Raw genomic sequence first — 14,177 nt, forward strand, 5'->3', positions numbered from 1 at the left:
CGGCGCTCAGGCCTTGACCTTGAATCCGTCGGCATAGGCCGCGGGATTGCTGCCATCCCAGACCACGCCGTCGATGAGTTTCGATGCACGCATGTCGCTGGCGGGCAGCGCCACGCCGGCGGCCTGCGCGGCCTGCTTGTAGACATCGATGCGATTGATCTGCGTGGCCATGGCCAGATAATCGGGATGCTCCTTCAACAGGCCCCAGCGCTTGTGCTGCGTCAGGAACCACATGCCGTCGCTCAGGTAGGGGAAGTTGGCGGAGCCGTCGGCGTAGAAGCGCATGGCGTGCTCGTCCGTCCACTTCTTGCCCAGGCCGTCGTCGTAGTGGCCCAGCATGCGGTCCACGATGCCGCTGGCGTCCGTATTGACGTAGGACTTGGCGGCAATGGTCTCGGCCGTCTTGCGGCGGTTTTCCGGAGACGCGTCGATCCATTTGCCGGCCTCGAGAATCGCGGCGGTGACCGCGCGCGCCGTGTTCGGATTGCGCGACACGAAGTCGGCGCTGGTCCCCAGCACCTTCTCGGGGTGGTCGGTCCAGATGCCTTGGGATGTGACCGTGGTGAAGCCTATCTTGTCCATGATGGCGCGCGCGCCCCAGGGCTCGCCCACGCAATAGCCGTCCATGTTGCCCACGCGCATGTTCGCCACCATCTGGGGCGGCGGCACGGTGATGACCTTGGCGTCCTTCATGGGGTTGATTCCATAGGCCGCCAGCCAGTAGTACAGCCACATCGCGTGCGTGCCGGTGGGAAACGTCTGGGCGAAGGTGTATTCGCGCTTGTCCGACGCCATCAGTTTGGCCAGCGATTCGCCGTCGCGCGCGCCCGCTTCCAGCAGCTTGTTCGACAGCGTGATCGCCTGGCCATTCTGGTTAAGGCTCATCAGCACCGCCATGTCCTTTTTCGGCCCGCCGACGCCCAGGTGTACGCCGTAGACCAGGCCATACAGGACGTGCGCCATGTCCAGTTCGCCATTCATGAGCTTGTCCCGCACGGCGGCCCAGGACGCTTCCTTCGACGGCGTGATCTTCACGCCGTACTTCTTGTCTATGCCCAGCACCGACGCCATCACCACCGACGCGCAGTCGGTCAGCGGGATGAAGCCGATCTTTACCTCGGTCTTTTCCGGCGCGTCGGTGCCGGCGGCCCAGGCGCCGGCGCGCACCAGCGGGTCAACCAGCGACAGCAGGCTGGCGCCGGCCACCGCGCGCGCCGTCCCGCTCAGCCATTTGCGGCGTCCGGCGTTGGCGGCCATGTCGCCGCTGGCGGCGTGGGTCGAGGGGCTACGGTTCACTGGCGTCATGCAGGGCTCCTGGAAGAAAGCGGCAAAAAAAAACGTCCCGCGCGCCACGGAAACCATCCGATGGCGCTGCGGAACGTCGTTGTCCCTTGCCGCGTGTTGCGGCGCGTTGCGTCGGGCGACCGCCGTTGGCCGCCCCGGTTTTACTCAAGCAATCCCTGTGCCAGGTCTGCCGCGTGCCGGCCGGATCGGGCCGCGAGGCGCGCGGATACTGGCGTTGCGCGCGGGCCGGCGGGCTGCGCGCGGCGCCGCCGAAACGGGGTGCGAACCAAAGTGGTGCGCGCCTGTTGCGGCGGCGCACCATCCGCGTGCGGGGCGTGCCCCGCCGCCGTGCGCGCGCCCCAGCCGCCGCGCGCAAGCGCGATGGCACGGAACTTGCATCGTCCATGCATCAGGGGGAATCTCATGCTGAAGGTCATGCTGCTGAACGATGGCGAAGGACGCGCGGCGTCGCTGCGGCTGACGCTTGCCGCGGCGGGCGTGCATGTCGTGGCGGAAGTGGCGCCCGGCATGGACCTGGCCGCCAGCATCGCCCAGGCCGCGCCGGACGTGGTGCTGATCGACAGCGACGCCCCCGGGCGTGACACGCTGGAAAACGTCTGTGTGGCCAGTGAGCACAGCGACCGCCCCGTCGTGATGTTCACCGACAACGGCAACCGCGAAACCATACGCACCGCCTTGCGCGCCGGCGTGGCCGCTTACGTGGTGGGCGATGTGCCGGCCGCCCGCATCGAGCCGCTGCTGACGGTGGCGATCGAGCGGTTCGCCATGGAAAAATCGCGCCGCGAAGCACTGCGCGAGGCCCAACTGCGTTTGGCCGACCGCCAATGGGTGGAGAAGGCCAAGGGTATCCTCATGAAAGCGCGCGGCATTGCCGAGGACGAGGCCCACCGGCTGCTGCGCGAACGCGCCATGCAAAGCCAGAAGCGGCTGGGCGAAGTCGCCCGCGAGGTCGTCGAGATGAGCCAGTGGCTGGGCAGCGCCTAGGCGCCATGCCAAATAAGTTATGGCTATAAGGAATAAAGAAATCAAAAGTTGTGGGGATGAAAGCCCGTCCCTATGATCGACCCACATTGAGCCGGGTACGCCCGAGGCTGGCATTCATGAAGCTTTTCCCGATTTTTGCCGATCTGAAGGATCGGCTGGTACTGGTGGTGGGCGGCGGCGCCGTCGCCGAACGCAAGACGCTCGCCCTGCTGGAGGCCTGTGCCGACGTGGTCGTGGGCGCTCCCGCGCTGACGCCCGCCCTGGCCGCGCTGGCGGCCGAAGGCCGCATCCGCCACCTGCCGGGGCGGTTCGATCCTGCCTGGCTGGAAGCCGTCTGGCTGGTCGTGGCCGCCACCGATGACCGCGCCACCAACGCCGCGGTGTCCCAGGCCGCCCAGGCGCGCCGCATCTTCAGCAATGTGGTGGACGACCCGGAACTGTCGTCCTTCCAGGTGCCGTCCATCGTGGACCGGTCCCCCGTCATCGTCGCCATTTCCTCGTCCGGCGTGGCGCCCGTGCTGGCCCGCCGCATCCGCGAACGCATCGAATCGCTGTTCGACCACACGCTAGGACAGTTGGCTGGCCTGGCCGCCACCTACCGCAAGCGCATCCGGTCCAGTCACCCGGACCTGGGTGCGCGCCGCCGCTTCTATGACTGGCTGCTGGACGGCCCGGTGGCCGGATTCCTGCGCCAGCAGCAGCCGGCGCAGGCCGAAGCCGCGCTGACCGCCGCCCTGGACGCGCCGATCGCCCCCGCGACGGGCAGCGTGGTGCTGGTGGGCGCCGGCCCCGGCGACCCCGGCCTGCTGACCCTGAAGGCCTTGCGCGCCCTGAACGAAGCCGACGTCATCCTGTACGACCGCCTGGTCAGCGACGAGGTCATGTCGCTGGCGCGCCGCGACGCGGAACGCGTGCCGGTGGGCAAGCTGCCCGGCGAAAACCATCACGCGACCCAGGCGCGCATCCATGCGCTGCTGGTGGAGCATGCACACGCCGGCCGCCGCGTCGTCCGGCTGAAGGGCGGCGACGCCTTCATCTTTGGCCGCGGCGGCGAAGAACTGGAATTTCTGCGCGCCCATGGCGTGCGCTATGAGGTGGTGCCCGGCATCACCGCGGCGCTCGCCTGTGCGGCCTATGCCGGCATTCCGCTGACGCACCGCGAACATGCGCAGTCGCTGCGGCTGGTCACGGCGCATTGCCGCGACGACGAGGACAACCTCGACTGGCCCGCGCTGGCCCGCGAAAAACAGACGCTGGCGTTCTACATGGGCGTCGGGCAGCTCGACCTGCTGACGGCGCGCCTGCTGCGCCATGGCCGTTCGCCCCAGACGCCGTTCGCGCTGATCGAAAACGGCAGCCGGCCGGAACAGCGGGTGCTGTCGGGCGCGCTCGAGCGCCTGCCCGAACTGGCCCAGGCGCATGACATCCGCTCCCCCGCCCTGTTGATCGTGGGCGAGGTCGCCGGGCTGGCGCCGCAATTGCATTGGTTCGGCCAGCATCTGGATGGCCGGCGCCAGCCGCTGGCCGCGTAGCGCCGGCCCTTGCGAAAAGGGTCCGCGCCGCGGGCTGGCAGGGGACTATTCCGTCTTCTGCGTGGTGCCGAAGATGCGGTCGCCGGCGTCGCCCAGGCCCGGCATGATGTAGCCGTGCTCGTTCAAGCCGTCGTCGATGGACGCCGTGTAGATGTGCACGTCCGGGTGCTTGGCCAGCACGGCATCGATGCCGACCGGCGCGGCCACCAGCACCAGCGCGCGGATTTCCTTGCAGCCGGCGCGCTTGAGCAGATCGATGGCCGCGACCATCGAGCCGCCGGTGGCCAGCATCGGGTCGACGATCAGCGCCAGGCGCTGGTCCAGTTCCCCGACCAGGCGTTCCAGGTAGGTATGCGCTTCCAGCGTCTCTTCGTTGCGGGCCACGCCCACCACGCTGACCTTGGCGCCCGGGATCAGGCTGAGCACGCCGTCCAGCATGCCGATGCCGGCGCGCAGGATGGGCACCACGGTGACCTTCTTGCCGGCGATCTTCTCCACCTGGACCGAGCCGCACCAGCCTTCGACGGTAGCGGGGGCCAGCGGCAGATCCTTGGACGCTTCATACGTCAGCAGCGCGCCCACTTCCTGCGAGAGTTCACGGAAGCTCTTGGTACTGAGGTCGGCGCGGCGCATGATCCCGAGCTTGTGGCGGATCAGCGGATGGCGGATTTCATGCACGGGCATGTGCGTAACACTCCAGAATATTTGAGGGTCAGGGTTTGCGCCTCGGGTGGAACCGGAACGGCGCGGCGCGCATGCGCCGCCCGCTTGCGAGCCACCAGAGGATCGTAATCGGTTTAGGGGCGTTCACGCACTGCGCGCCCGCAAGAATTGCCACCCCGCCGCCGGGCCGCCCCAAGGCGGGGTCGCCCCCTTGGGGGGCAGCAAGCGCACAACGTGCGCGCGGCGTGGGGGCTCACCTTCATAGTTCGGTTAGCCAGGAGATCAAGGCGTCGTCAAAGGCGCGCACGGCGCCCGCCTGTTCGTGGTTGACGATGCTGACGACCACGTAGCGCTTGCCGCTGGCGCCCAGCACGTAACCGGCGATCGAGCGCACGTCGCGCAGGGAGCCCGTCTTCAGGTGGGCCATGCCGAGCGTGCCGTTGCCCTTCAGGCGGCGGCGCACGGTGCCGTCCACGCCGGCGATCGCGAAGGATGAAATGTATTCCGGCATCACCGGCGAATTCCAGGCCACGGTCAGCATCGACGCCAGGCTGTCGGCGGACACCCGGGCGTCCCGCGACAGGCCGGCGCCGTTGTCGATGACCAGCTCGGGCATGTCCAGCCCCTGCTTGGCCAGCAGATCCTTGGCCACCGCCTCGCTGCTGCCGACGGTGGCCGGGCGGCGGCCGCGCTCCGCACCCAGCGTGAGCAGCAGGGTCCGCGCCATGACGTTGTTGCTGCGCTTGTTGATCTGGCGGATCGCCTCGGCCAGCGTGGGCGAGTCATGCGAGGCCAGCACCACCGCGTCGGGCGGCACCATGCCGGAACGGACCTGCCCCTTGAACGTGCCGCCCAGCTCCTTCCAGAGCATGCGGAACACCTCGGTGGCGTACTCGGGCTGGGACAGCGCCAGGCGGTACAGGCTGAATTCGCCGCAGGAGCCGGCCACCTTGCCGTTCACCCGGATGGTGACGCCCTGCTGCGTGATGAGCGGATCGGTCGTGACTACGGGGGGGCCGGGGCAGCGGACGTCGCTCCATTCCACCCGGCCTTCGATCTTCAGGCCGGGCAGCGGCGGATCGATCAGCGGCACCCATTTGTTGGCGACGGGATCCGGCGTGAACAGCAGGCGCAAGGCGCCAAAACCCACCATCAGGGCATCCGGGCTGGCGTTGTAGGCCCGGTCGGGCGCGCCGTCGAACGCGCCGGGATCTGTCGCCACCTGGCCGAAAATGCTGCGGTCGATCACCAGATCGTTGATCTGCTTGACGCCGCGCAGGCGCAATTCGCGCAGCAGCGCCCACAGGTCCTGCATCAGGAACTGCGGGTCGCCGCCAGCCCGCAGGTACAACGGACCGGTCAGCGCCCCCTTGGCGTCTGGCTTGGCGCCCGGCGCCGTCATGAACTCGGTGCGCCAGACGTAATTGGGGCCCAGCTCGGAAAGCGCCGCCCAGGTCGTGACCAGTTTCATCACCGATGCGGGATTGCGGGCCTCTTTGGCGTTCAGCGTCACCAGGCGCGGACCGCCCACTTCCTGAACCACCAGGGACAACGCGCTGTCGGGCAGCTTGCTGGCTTTCCACGCATTGATCACATTGGGCGGCAGGCCCGGGACCTGCGCCACCGCGGCGCCCGCGGCCAGGGCCAGCAGTCCGCCGGCCAGCCATTGCCTCAGTCCGCCCACACGCTTAATCGCCTGTCCCGTCATGCCACGTTCACCCGGTTGCTCGTCCAGCAAAACCGAGAGCATACAAAACCTGGGACGGTTACGGGCGGCGCCAGGCCGCCCGGACCGCCATCCCGCCGCTTTTATTTCTGCAGCCGCCATTTGCCGGATGCGACCGTGGCCATGACCAGCGCGCGTTCGTCCAACCCGTTGTGATCGGTCGGGCTCATGTTGACCACGCCCGTCGCCGTGGGCAGGTTCTTGACGTTTTCCAGCGCGTCGCGCAGCGCGGCGCGGAATTCCGGCGTGCCCGGCTTGGCCGACTTCAGCGCAACGGGAATCGCCTGTTGCAGCAACAGGCCCACGTCCCAGGTGTAAGCGCCGAAGAGCGACACGCTGCCCGGACCGTTGGCGGACTCGTACTTCTTGATGAAGGCCTGCGCGGTGGCCTTCGCGGGGTGGCCGTCGGGTAGCAGGTCCGCCACCATCACCGGCCCCACCGGCACCCAGGCGCCTTCGCAGGACGTGCCGCAAACGCGCAGGAAGTCGTTGTTGGCCACGCCGTGGTTGAAATAGATCTTGCCCTGGAAGCCGCGCTCGCGCAGCGCCCGGGCCGGCATGGCGGCGGGCGTGCCCGACGCGCCGACTACCACCGCATCGGGCGCCGCCCCCACGATCTTGAGCGTCTGGGCGACGGCCGAGGTGTCGGTGGGCGCGAAGCTCTCTTTGCCGACCACCTCGATGCCGTGCTTCTTGGCCGCCTTCTCGATTTCCACCCAGAAGGTTTCGCCCAACGCATTGTTGAAGCCGATGAAGGCCAGCTTTTTCACGCCGTTGGCGGCGGCGTGGCGTGCGATGCCCTCGGCCATCAGCGAATCCGAGTGCGGCGTCTTGAATATCCAGCGGCGCTTGTCGTCCACCGGCTCGATCAGCCGGGCCGACGACGCCAGCGTGATCACGGGGGTCGCGCCCGTGGCCACCGTGTCCAGCATGGCCATGGTGTTGGGCGTGGTGGAAGACCCGACGATCAGGTCCACCTTGTTCTCGGAAATCAGCTTGTGCGAGTTGCTGACGGCCCGCGTCGTGTCCGACGCGTCGTCCAGCACCACATATTCCACCTTCACCCCGCCGATCTCGGACGGCAGCAGGCTGATGGTGTTGCGTTCGGGAATGCCCAGCGACGCTTGGGGCCCGGTCGTGGACAGGGTGGCGCCAATCTTCACCTGGGCCAGCGCGGGCGCGGTGGCCACGGCCAGCAGGCCCGCCAGGACGGCGGCCGTAAGAGAACAACGTGGGGTCATGCGAAGTCTCCTTTTCTGGGCGGATATCGTTATAGATAGCGCCGATCCGCTACGGCACAGAACACGGTTATACGGCGGAAACCGTCCCGTGCGGCAGGAAAAAAGCGGGACGATGGCGCGGCTGGCTCTACCCTTGTTCCGCCCCTTGTTCCGCCCCTTGTTCCGCCCACGGTTCCGCCCCTATTAACGGTCCCTTTACAATGGCGGGTTGCCCCAAGCGCGGCCGGCCCGGCCCGGCCGCCTTTACACGGCCTGTTCCCTCTGATCCAGATATCCGCGTGACCCAGTCCTTCACCGTTTCCGATTTCAATTACGACCTGCCGCCCGAGCTCATCGCGCAGACGCCGGCCGCCGAGCGCACGGGCAGCCGCCTGCTGCACCTGGACGGCGCCAGCCAGTTGCATGACCGGCGGTTCGCCGACCTGGCCGCGCTGCTACGTCCCCACGATCTGCTGGTGTTCAACGACACGCGCGTCATCAAGGCGCGCCTGGCCGGCCACAAGATCACCGGCGGCAAGATAGAGGTGCTGGTCGAACGCATCACCGAAACCGACCGCGTCCTGGCCCATGTGCGCGCCAGCAAGTCGCCCGGGGCCGGCATGGTGCTGCGCCTGGCCGACGCCTTCGAGGCCACGGTGCTGGGCCGCGAAGGCGAACTCTTCGACATCCGCTTTCCCGGCCCCGTGCTGGAACTGCTGGACGCGCACGGCGCCACCCCGCTGCCGCCCTACATCACGCATGCGGCCGACGCCGGCGACGACGACCGCTACCAGACGGTCTACGCCCGCGAGCCCGGCGCGGTCGCGGCCCCCACCGCCGGCCTGCACTTCGACCAGCCCACGCTGGAGCGCCTGGCCGAGCTGGGCGTGGCGCGCGCCTTCGTCACCCTGCACGTGGGCGCAGGCACCTTCCAGCCGGTGCGCGTGGACAATCTGGCCGACCACGTCATGCACGCGGAATGGTTCACGGTGCCCCAGGCCACCGTGGACGCCATCGCCGCCGCCCGCGCACAGGGAGGCCGCGTGATCGCCGTGGGCACCACCAGCGTGCGCGCGCTGGAGTCCGCGGCCGCCCAGTCCGAGGGCCGCACGGCCGCCGGCCTGCCGCTGGCCGCCGCCCAGGGCGACACCCGCCTGTTCATCACGCCCGGCTACCAGTACCGCGTCGTGGACGCCCTGGTCACCAATTTCCATTTGCCCCAGTCGACCCTGCTGATGCTGGTGTCGGCGCTTGCCGGCATCGAGCCGATCCGCCGCGCCTACGCCCACGCGGTTGCCCAGCGCTACCGCTTCTTCAGCTATGGCGACGCCATGTTTATCGAAAGCCCCGCCCCATGACCGGACTGAACTTCGAACTGCTCGCCACCGATGGCGGCGCCCGCCGCGGCCGCATCACGCTGAACCATGGCGTGGTCGAAACCCCCATCTTCATGCCCGTGGGCACCTACGGCAGCGTCAAGGCGATGATGCCGCACGAGCTGAAGGAAATCGGCTCGCAGATCGTGCTGGGCAACACCTTCCACCTGTGGCTGCGCCCGGGCACGGAAATCATGGAAAAGCACGGCGGGCTCCACGGCTTCATGCAGTGGGACAAGCCCATCCTGACCGACTCCGGCGGTTTCCAGGTGTTCAGCCTGCAGGGCATGCGCAAGATCACCGAGGAAGGCGTGAAGTTCGCCTCCCCGATCGACGGCGCGCGCCTGTTCCTGACGCCGGAAGAGTCCATGCGCATCCAGCGCTCGCTCAATTCCGACATCGTCATGGTGTTCGACGAATGCACCCCCTATGAGATCGACGGCCGGCCCGCCACCACCGAGGAAGCGGCGCGTTCGATGCGGATGTCGCTGCGCTGGGCGCGCCGCTCGCGCGAGGAATTCGACCGCCTGGGCAACCCCAACGCCCTCTTCGGCATCGTCCAGGGCGGCATGTACGAGGCGCTGCGCGACGAATCCCTGGCCGGGCTGCAGGACATCGGCTTCCACGGCTACGCCATCGGCGGCCTGTCGGTCGGCGAGCCCAAGGAAGACATGATGCGCATCCTGGCGCACGTGACGCCCAAGCTGCCGGCGCAGGCCCCCCGCTACCTGATGGGCGTGGGCACGCCGGAAGACCTGGTCGAGGGCGTGAGCCGCGGCGTGGACATGTTCGACTGCGTCATGCCCACGCGCAATGCCCGCAACGGCTGGCTGTTCACCCGGTTCGGCGACGTCAAGATCCGCAACGCCAAGTACCGCGACGACACCCGCCCGCTGGACCCGAGCTGCGGCTGCCACACCTGTGGCAATTTCTCGCGCGCCTACCTGCATCACCTGCAGCGCGCCAATGAAATCACCGGGGCGCGCCTGAATACGCTGCACAACCTGCACTTCTATCTGACTATCATGAAGGAAATGCGCGAGGCCATCGCCGAGGGGCGCTTTAACGCCTGGCGGGCCCAGTTCGCGGCGGATCGCGCCCGAGGCATCGAGTAGCCTGGCCTTTTTGCTGCCGGAAGCGGAAAAACACCCCCAGGGGGCTTTTCCCCTGGCGTTTTGCCCCCATTTGACCCGACAGGCCATCTATTGATGAGGCAGCCGTCCGGCGCCTGGGAAGACACCCTAGTTAAAGGCTGGCTATAACCTATATACAATAGTCGGCTTGCCCTATCCATGGCTCGCGCGGGGATGGGCGCATTAAAAACATAGCGATAAACCCAAACAGACTCAAACGCAGGAGAATTCAATGTCCGTTATCGATACCGCCAGCCTCGTCGTGGCCCAGGCCGCCGCCCCCGAAGGCAATGCGCTGATGGGCATGCTGCCCATCGTCCTGATGTTCGTGATCCTCTACTTCCTGATGATCCGTCCGCAGATGAAGCGCCAGAAGGAACACCGCAATCTGATCGCCGCCCTGGCCAAGGGCGACGAAGTCGTCACCGCCGGCGGCATGCTCGGCAAGGTCACCAAGGTCAACGACAGCTACGTCACCGTCGAAGTCTCGGAACTGGCCGACAAGCCCGTCGAAGTCATCATGCAGAAGTCGTCGGTTTCGACCGTGCTGCCCAAGGGAACCATCAAGGCCCTGTAAGCGTCCTACGAGAGCCCCCAAAGGGGCTCTTTGTCTTGATGGCGCCTACCGCCGCCCGCCGCGCTCGCCGCCCGGGCGGCCCTTTCATCTCTTTTACATGAAGTAGCCGGCAATGAACCGCTATCCCCTCTGGAAGTACATTACGGTCCTGGTCGCGGTCATCATTGGCCTGCTGTACACGCTTCCCAATTTCTACGGCGAGTCCCCCGCCGTCCAGGTTTCCAGCGCCAAGGCCACCGTCAAGGTCGACCCGGCCATGCTGAGCCGCGTGGAGCAGATCCTGGCCGATGCCAAGATCCCCCACGAAGGGGCCTATTTCGAATTGAACGGCACGCTCGGTACCGTGCGCGCCCGTTTCCCGTCGACCGACGTGCAGCTTCAGGCCCGCGACCTGATCGAAAGATCCCTCAACACCGTTCCCGGCGATCCCCAGTACACCGTGGCGCTGAACCTGCTGCCGGCCTCGCCTCCGTGGATGCGCGCGCTGGGCTGGTTCGCCCCCAAGCCCATGTACCTGGGCCTGGACTTGCGCGGCGGCGTGCACTTCCTGCTGCAAGTCGACATGCAGGGCGCCCTGACCGCCCGCTATGACTCGCTGTCCGCCGACGTGCGCTCGGTGCTGCGCGACCAGAAAATCAATGTGACCGGCGTCGAGCGCTCGGGCATGGGCATCGCCGCGACCTTCGCCAACACGGACGACCGCGACCGCGCCATCTCCACCCTGCGCACCCGCCTGCCCGACCTGGAATTCACCGAACGCGAAGAAAACGGCAAGCAACTGCTGCTGGGCGCCCTGAATCCCGCCGCCGTCACACGCGTGCAGGATTCCGCGCTGAAGCAGAACATCAACACCCTGCACAACCGCATCAATGAACTGGGCGTGGCCGAACCGGTCATCCAGCAGCAAGGCGCGGACCGCATCGTGGTGCAGTTGCCCGGCGTGCAGGACGTGGCCAAGGCCAAGGAACTGCTGGGCCGCACTGCCACGCTGGAAATCCGCATGGTCGACGACTCCCCCACCGCGCAAGCCGCGTTGCTGGGCGGCAGCGTGCCCTTCGGCCTCGAGCGCTACAACGACCGCGACGGCCGTCCCATCCTGGTCCGCCGCCAGGTCGTCCTGACCGGTGAAAACCTGCAGGACGCCCAGCCCGGCCGTGATTCGCAGACCCAGCAGGCCGCCGTCCACCTGACGCTGGACTCCAAGGGCGCGCGCATCTTCCGCGACGTCACCCGCGACAACATCAACAAGCGCATGGCCATCCTGCTGTTCGAAAACGGCAAGGGCGAAGTGGTCACGGCGCCGGTCATCCGCGGTGAAATCGCGGGCGGCCAGGTGCAGATCTCGGGCAGCATGAGCTCCGAGGAAGCCGCCGATACCGCCCTGCTGCTGCGCGCGGGCGCGCTGGCCGCGCCGATGTCCATCATCGAAGAACGCACCATCGGCCCGAGCCTGGGCGCCGACAACATCTCGAAGGGCTTCTATTCGACGCTGTACGGCTTCCTGGCCATCGCCGTGTTCATCATCCTGTACTACCGCCTGTTCGGCGTGTTCTCCACGATCGGCCTGACGCTCAACGTCCTGCTGCTGCTGGCCCTGCTGTCCATGCTGCAGGCCACGCTGACCCTTCCCGGCATCGCGGCCATCGCGCTGACGCTGGGCATGGCCATCGACTCGAACGTGCTGATCAACGAACGCATACGGGAAGAACTGCGGGCAGGCGCCTCGCCGCAGCAAGCCATCCATCACGGCTTCGAACGCGCCTGGGGCACCATTCTTGACTCGAACCTCACCACGCTGATCGTGGGCCTGGCACTGCTGGCCTTCGGTTCGGGCCCGATCCGGGGCTTCGCGGTGGTTCACTGCCTGGGCATCCTGACCTCGATGTTCTCGTCGGTGGTGGGCGTGCGCGCGCTGGCCAATCTGTACTACGGCCGCAAGAAGAAGCTCACCTCGATCTCCATCGGCGAAGTCTGGAAACCGAAGGCAAACTGAAATAGGGCGGGCGGCGCGAGCCGCCCGCCACAGAAAAGAACCGAAGGCGAAAAATGGAATTTTTCCGGATTCACCGCACCATCCCGTTCATGCGCCATGCGTTGGTGCTGAACATCATCAGTCTCGTCACGTTCATCCTGGCGGTGTTCTTCATCGTCACGCGCGGCTTTCACCTGTCGATCGAATTCACCGGCGGCACGGTCATGGAAGTCAACTACGCCCAGACGGCGCAGCTTGAAAACGTGCGCGGCGTGGTCTCCAAGCTGGGCTACACCGACTTCCAGGTGCAGAACTTCGGCACCTCGCACGACGTCATGATCCGCCTGCCCCTGCAGGAAGGCCAGACCTCGGCCACCCAAAGCGACACCGTCATGGCTGCGCTGAAGACGGCCGACTCCGGCGTGGAGCTGCGCCGTGTCGAGTTCGTGGGTCCGCAGGTGGGCCAGGAGCTTCTGCACAATGGCCTGATGGCGCTCCTTGTCGTGGTCATCGGCATCATGGCCTACCTGGGCTTCCGCTTCGAATGGAAGTTCGCCGTCGCCGGCGTGATCGCCAACCTGCACGACGTGGTGATCATCCTGGGCTTCTTTGCCTTCTTCCAGTGGGAATTCTCGCTCTCGGTGCTGGCGGGCGTGCTCGCGGTGCTGGGCTACTCCGTGAACGAATCCGTGGTCATCATGGACCGGATCCGTGAAAACTTCCGCAAGTACCGCAAGGCGGACGTGCATGAAGTCATCAACAGCGCCATCACGCAGACCATCTCGCGGACCATCATCACCCACGGTTCGACGCAGATGATGGTGCTGGCCATGCTGTTCTTCGGCGGCCCCACCCTGCACTACTTCGCCATGGCGCTGACCATCGGCATCTGGTTCGGCATTTACTCGTCGGTGTTCGTCGCCGCGGCGCTGGCCATGTGGATGGGCGTCAAGCGCGAAGACCTGATCAAGCCGGTCAAGAAGGAAGGCGAGGAAGGCGAAGCCGCCTGACCCTTGCAACCCCGCAATGCAAAACCCGTCGCTCGCGACGGGTTTTTTCTTTTGGCCCGTCGCTTGGAAGCCATCCGCCAGCGCCTTGGCGGCGGTCCCTACGAATAGCCCATCGCCCTACACGCGGATACCGTGACCACTATCGCCGAGTGGCCGGTTGATTTATATATCCGAACAGGTATATTCATGCACAAGGGCAATCCGAAGACGCTTCATTGGGAAGGTTCATCCAGAAAGGACTTCAAGGCATTCCCCCTGCCCGTGCAGAAAAGCATGGGCATGAGCCTGCATACCGTCCAGTGAGCCGGCTGAAGCGGGTATTGGCTCGTTACCGCCTGAACAGGAGTCCTCCATGACACGCAACATCCCCCCCGGCACCACGAACGTTCTTTACGACCTTGGTTTCGAAGACGCGGCCGAACTGACCGCAAAAGTCCAACTGGCCATCAAGCTCAACGACCTGATCGACCAACGGGGCTTGATCCAGACCGACGTGGCCGCGCTGACAGGCATGACGCAATCGAAGGTATCCCAGATACGCCGCTACAAGCTTCTGAACATTTCACTGGAAAGGCTGATGCAGGCGCTGGTCGCCCTTAACCAGCATGTGGAAATCCGGGTACGCAAGGCGCGGCAATCCGACACAACCGGCATCACCGTCACCGCTTGACGTCACCAA

Annotated in this window: 13 protein-coding genes; 9 read left to right on the forward strand and 4 right to left on the reverse strand. The window is 66.5% G+C overall.

Features of this window, described 5'->3' with window-relative positions:
• Positions 1 to 6 precede the first annotated feature (6 nt).
• Positions 7 to 1,305: a CmpA/NrtA family ABC transporter substrate-binding protein gene (locus ASE30_RS09825; RefSeq protein WP_156407605.1), complete on the reverse strand. Its 1,299-nt coding sequence runs from the start codon at positions 1,303 to 1,305 to the stop codon at positions 7 to 9.
• 402 nt (positions 1,306 to 1,707) lie between these two features.
• Between ASE30_RS09825 and ASE30_RS09830 the strand changes: the two genes are divergently transcribed.
• Together ASE30_RS09830 and cysG are read left to right on the forward strand one after the other, a co-directional pair.
• A complete protein-coding gene (locus tag ASE30_RS09830; RefSeq protein WP_057284132.1) occupies positions 1,708 to 2,289 on the forward strand; it encodes an ANTAR domain-containing response regulator in 582 nt (193 codons plus the stop codon).
• Between the two features lie 116 nt (positions 2,290 to 2,405).
• Positions 2,406 to 3,821, forward strand: coding sequence for a siroheme synthase CysG (cysG, locus tag ASE30_RS09835; RefSeq protein WP_057284133.1), 1,416 nt, complete (start codon positions 2,406 to 2,408; stop codon positions 3,819 to 3,821).
• A gap of 45 nt (positions 3,822 to 3,866) precedes the next feature.
• On the opposite strand, the gene upp is transcribed toward cysG, so the two are convergent.
• The 3 genes from upp to ASE30_RS09850 all read right to left on the reverse strand — a co-directional run bounded on the left by upp (position 3,867) and on the right by ASE30_RS09850 (position 7,451).
• Complete coding sequence (upp, locus tag ASE30_RS09840; RefSeq protein WP_013395748.1) at positions 3,867 to 4,505, reverse strand: uracil phosphoribosyltransferase; 639 nt, start codon at positions 4,503 to 4,505, stop codon at positions 3,867 to 3,869.
• Positions 4,506 to 4,743: 238 nt separating this feature from the next.
• Entirely contained in the window at positions 4,744 to 6,192 is a 1,449-nt protein-coding gene (dacB, locus tag ASE30_RS09845; protein WP_057284134.1) for a D-alanyl-D-alanine carboxypeptidase/D-alanyl-D-alanine-endopeptidase, read from the reverse strand.
• 101 nt (positions 6,193 to 6,293) lie between these two features.
• Positions 6,294 to 7,451: an ABC transporter substrate-binding protein gene (locus tag ASE30_RS09850; protein WP_057284135.1), complete on the reverse strand. Its 1,158-nt coding sequence runs from the start codon at positions 7,449 to 7,451 to the stop codon at positions 6,294 to 6,296.
• Between the two features lie 278 nt (positions 7,452 to 7,729).
• Between ASE30_RS09850 and queA the strand changes: the two genes are divergently transcribed.
• The 7 genes from queA (at position 7,730) to ASE30_RS09880 (ending at position 14,168) form a co-directional block, all read left to right on the forward strand.
• Entirely contained in the window at positions 7,730 to 8,788 is a 1,059-nt protein-coding gene (queA, locus tag ASE30_RS09855; RefSeq protein ID WP_057284136.1) for a tRNA preQ1(34) S-adenosylmethionine ribosyltransferase-isomerase QueA, read from the forward strand.
• Positions 8,785 to 9,921 carry a tRNA guanosine(34) transglycosylase Tgt gene (tgt, locus tag ASE30_RS09860; RefSeq protein ID WP_057284137.1) on the forward strand — a complete coding sequence of 379 codons (1,137 nt, stop codon included), beginning with the start codon at positions 8,785 to 8,787 and terminating at the stop codon, positions 9,919 to 9,921. The genes queA and tgt overlap by 4 nt, the downstream gene beginning before the upstream one ends.
• Positions 9,922 to 10,171: 250 nt before the next feature.
• Entirely contained in the window at positions 10,172 to 10,516 is a 345-nt protein-coding gene (gene yajC, locus ASE30_RS09865; protein WP_006221220.1) for a preprotein translocase subunit YajC, read from the forward strand.
• Between the two features lie 112 nt (positions 10,517 to 10,628).
• Positions 10,629 to 12,509 carry a protein translocase subunit SecD gene (gene secD / locus ASE30_RS09870; RefSeq protein WP_057284138.1) on the forward strand — a complete coding sequence of 627 codons (1,881 nt, stop codon included), beginning with the start codon at positions 10,629 to 10,631 and terminating at the stop codon, positions 12,507 to 12,509.
• Positions 12,510 to 12,562: 53 nt separating this feature from the next.
• A complete protein-coding gene (secF, locus tag ASE30_RS09875; protein ID WP_057284139.1) occupies positions 12,563 to 13,498 on the forward strand; it encodes a protein translocase subunit SecF in 936 nt (311 codons plus the stop codon).
• 132 nt (positions 13,499 to 13,630) lie between these two features.
• On the forward strand, positions 13,631 to 13,801 hold the full coding sequence (locus tag ASE30_RS28950) for a hypothetical protein (RefSeq protein ID WP_156407606.1): 171 nt from the start codon (positions 13,631 to 13,633) through the stop codon (positions 13,799 to 13,801).
• 49 nt (positions 13,802 to 13,850) lie between these two features.
• Positions 13,851 to 14,168, forward strand: a complete 318-nt coding sequence (locus ASE30_RS09880; protein WP_057284140.1) for a helix-turn-helix domain-containing protein — start codon at positions 13,851 to 13,853, stop codon at positions 14,166 to 14,168.
• The last annotated feature ends 9 nt before the right edge of the window (positions 14,169 to 14,177 follow it).

Source organism: Achromobacter sp. Root83 (genome assembly GCF_001428845.1).
In the GTDB taxonomy this organism is placed as follows: Bacteria; Pseudomonadota; Gammaproteobacteria; order Burkholderiales; family Burkholderiaceae_B; genus Achromobacter.

Excerpts from the sequence above, each read along its gene's own strand:
- ASE30_RS09825 (WP_156407605.1), bottom strand. The coding sequence starts at position 1,305 with ATGACGCCAGTGAACCGTAGCCCCTCGACCCACGCCGCCAGCGGCGAC.
- ASE30_RS09830 (WP_057284132.1), top strand. The coding sequence starts at position 1,708 with ATGCTGAAGGTCATGCTGCTGAACGATGGCGAAGGACGCGCGGCGTCG.
- cysG (WP_057284133.1), top strand. The coding sequence starts at position 2,406 with ATGAAGCTTTTCCCGATTTTTGCCGATCTGAAGGATCGGCTGGTACTG.
- upp (WP_013395748.1), bottom strand. The coding sequence starts at position 4,505 with ATGCCCGTGCATGAAATCCGCCATCCGCTGATCCGCCACAAGCTCGGG.
- dacB (WP_057284134.1), bottom strand. The coding sequence starts at position 6,192 with ATGACGGGACAGGCGATTAAGCGTGTGGGCGGACTGAGGCAATGGCTG.
- ASE30_RS09850 (WP_057284135.1), bottom strand. The coding sequence starts at position 7,451 with ATGACCCCACGTTGTTCTCTTACGGCCGCCGTCCTGGCGGGCCTGCTG.
- tgt (WP_057284137.1), top strand. The coding sequence starts at position 8,785 with ATGACCGGACTGAACTTCGAACTGCTCGCCACCGATGGCGGCGCCCGC.
- yajC (WP_006221220.1), top strand. The coding sequence starts at position 10,172 with ATGTCCGTTATCGATACCGCCAGCCTCGTCGTGGCCCAGGCCGCCGCC.
- secD (WP_057284138.1), top strand. The coding sequence starts at position 10,629 with ATGAACCGCTATCCCCTCTGGAAGTACATTACGGTCCTGGTCGCGGTC.
- secF (WP_057284139.1), top strand. The coding sequence starts at position 12,563 with ATGGAATTTTTCCGGATTCACCGCACCATCCCGTTCATGCGCCATGCG.
- ASE30_RS09880 (WP_057284140.1), top strand. The coding sequence starts at position 13,851 with ATGACACGCAACATCCCCCCCGGCACCACGAACGTTCTTTACGACCTT.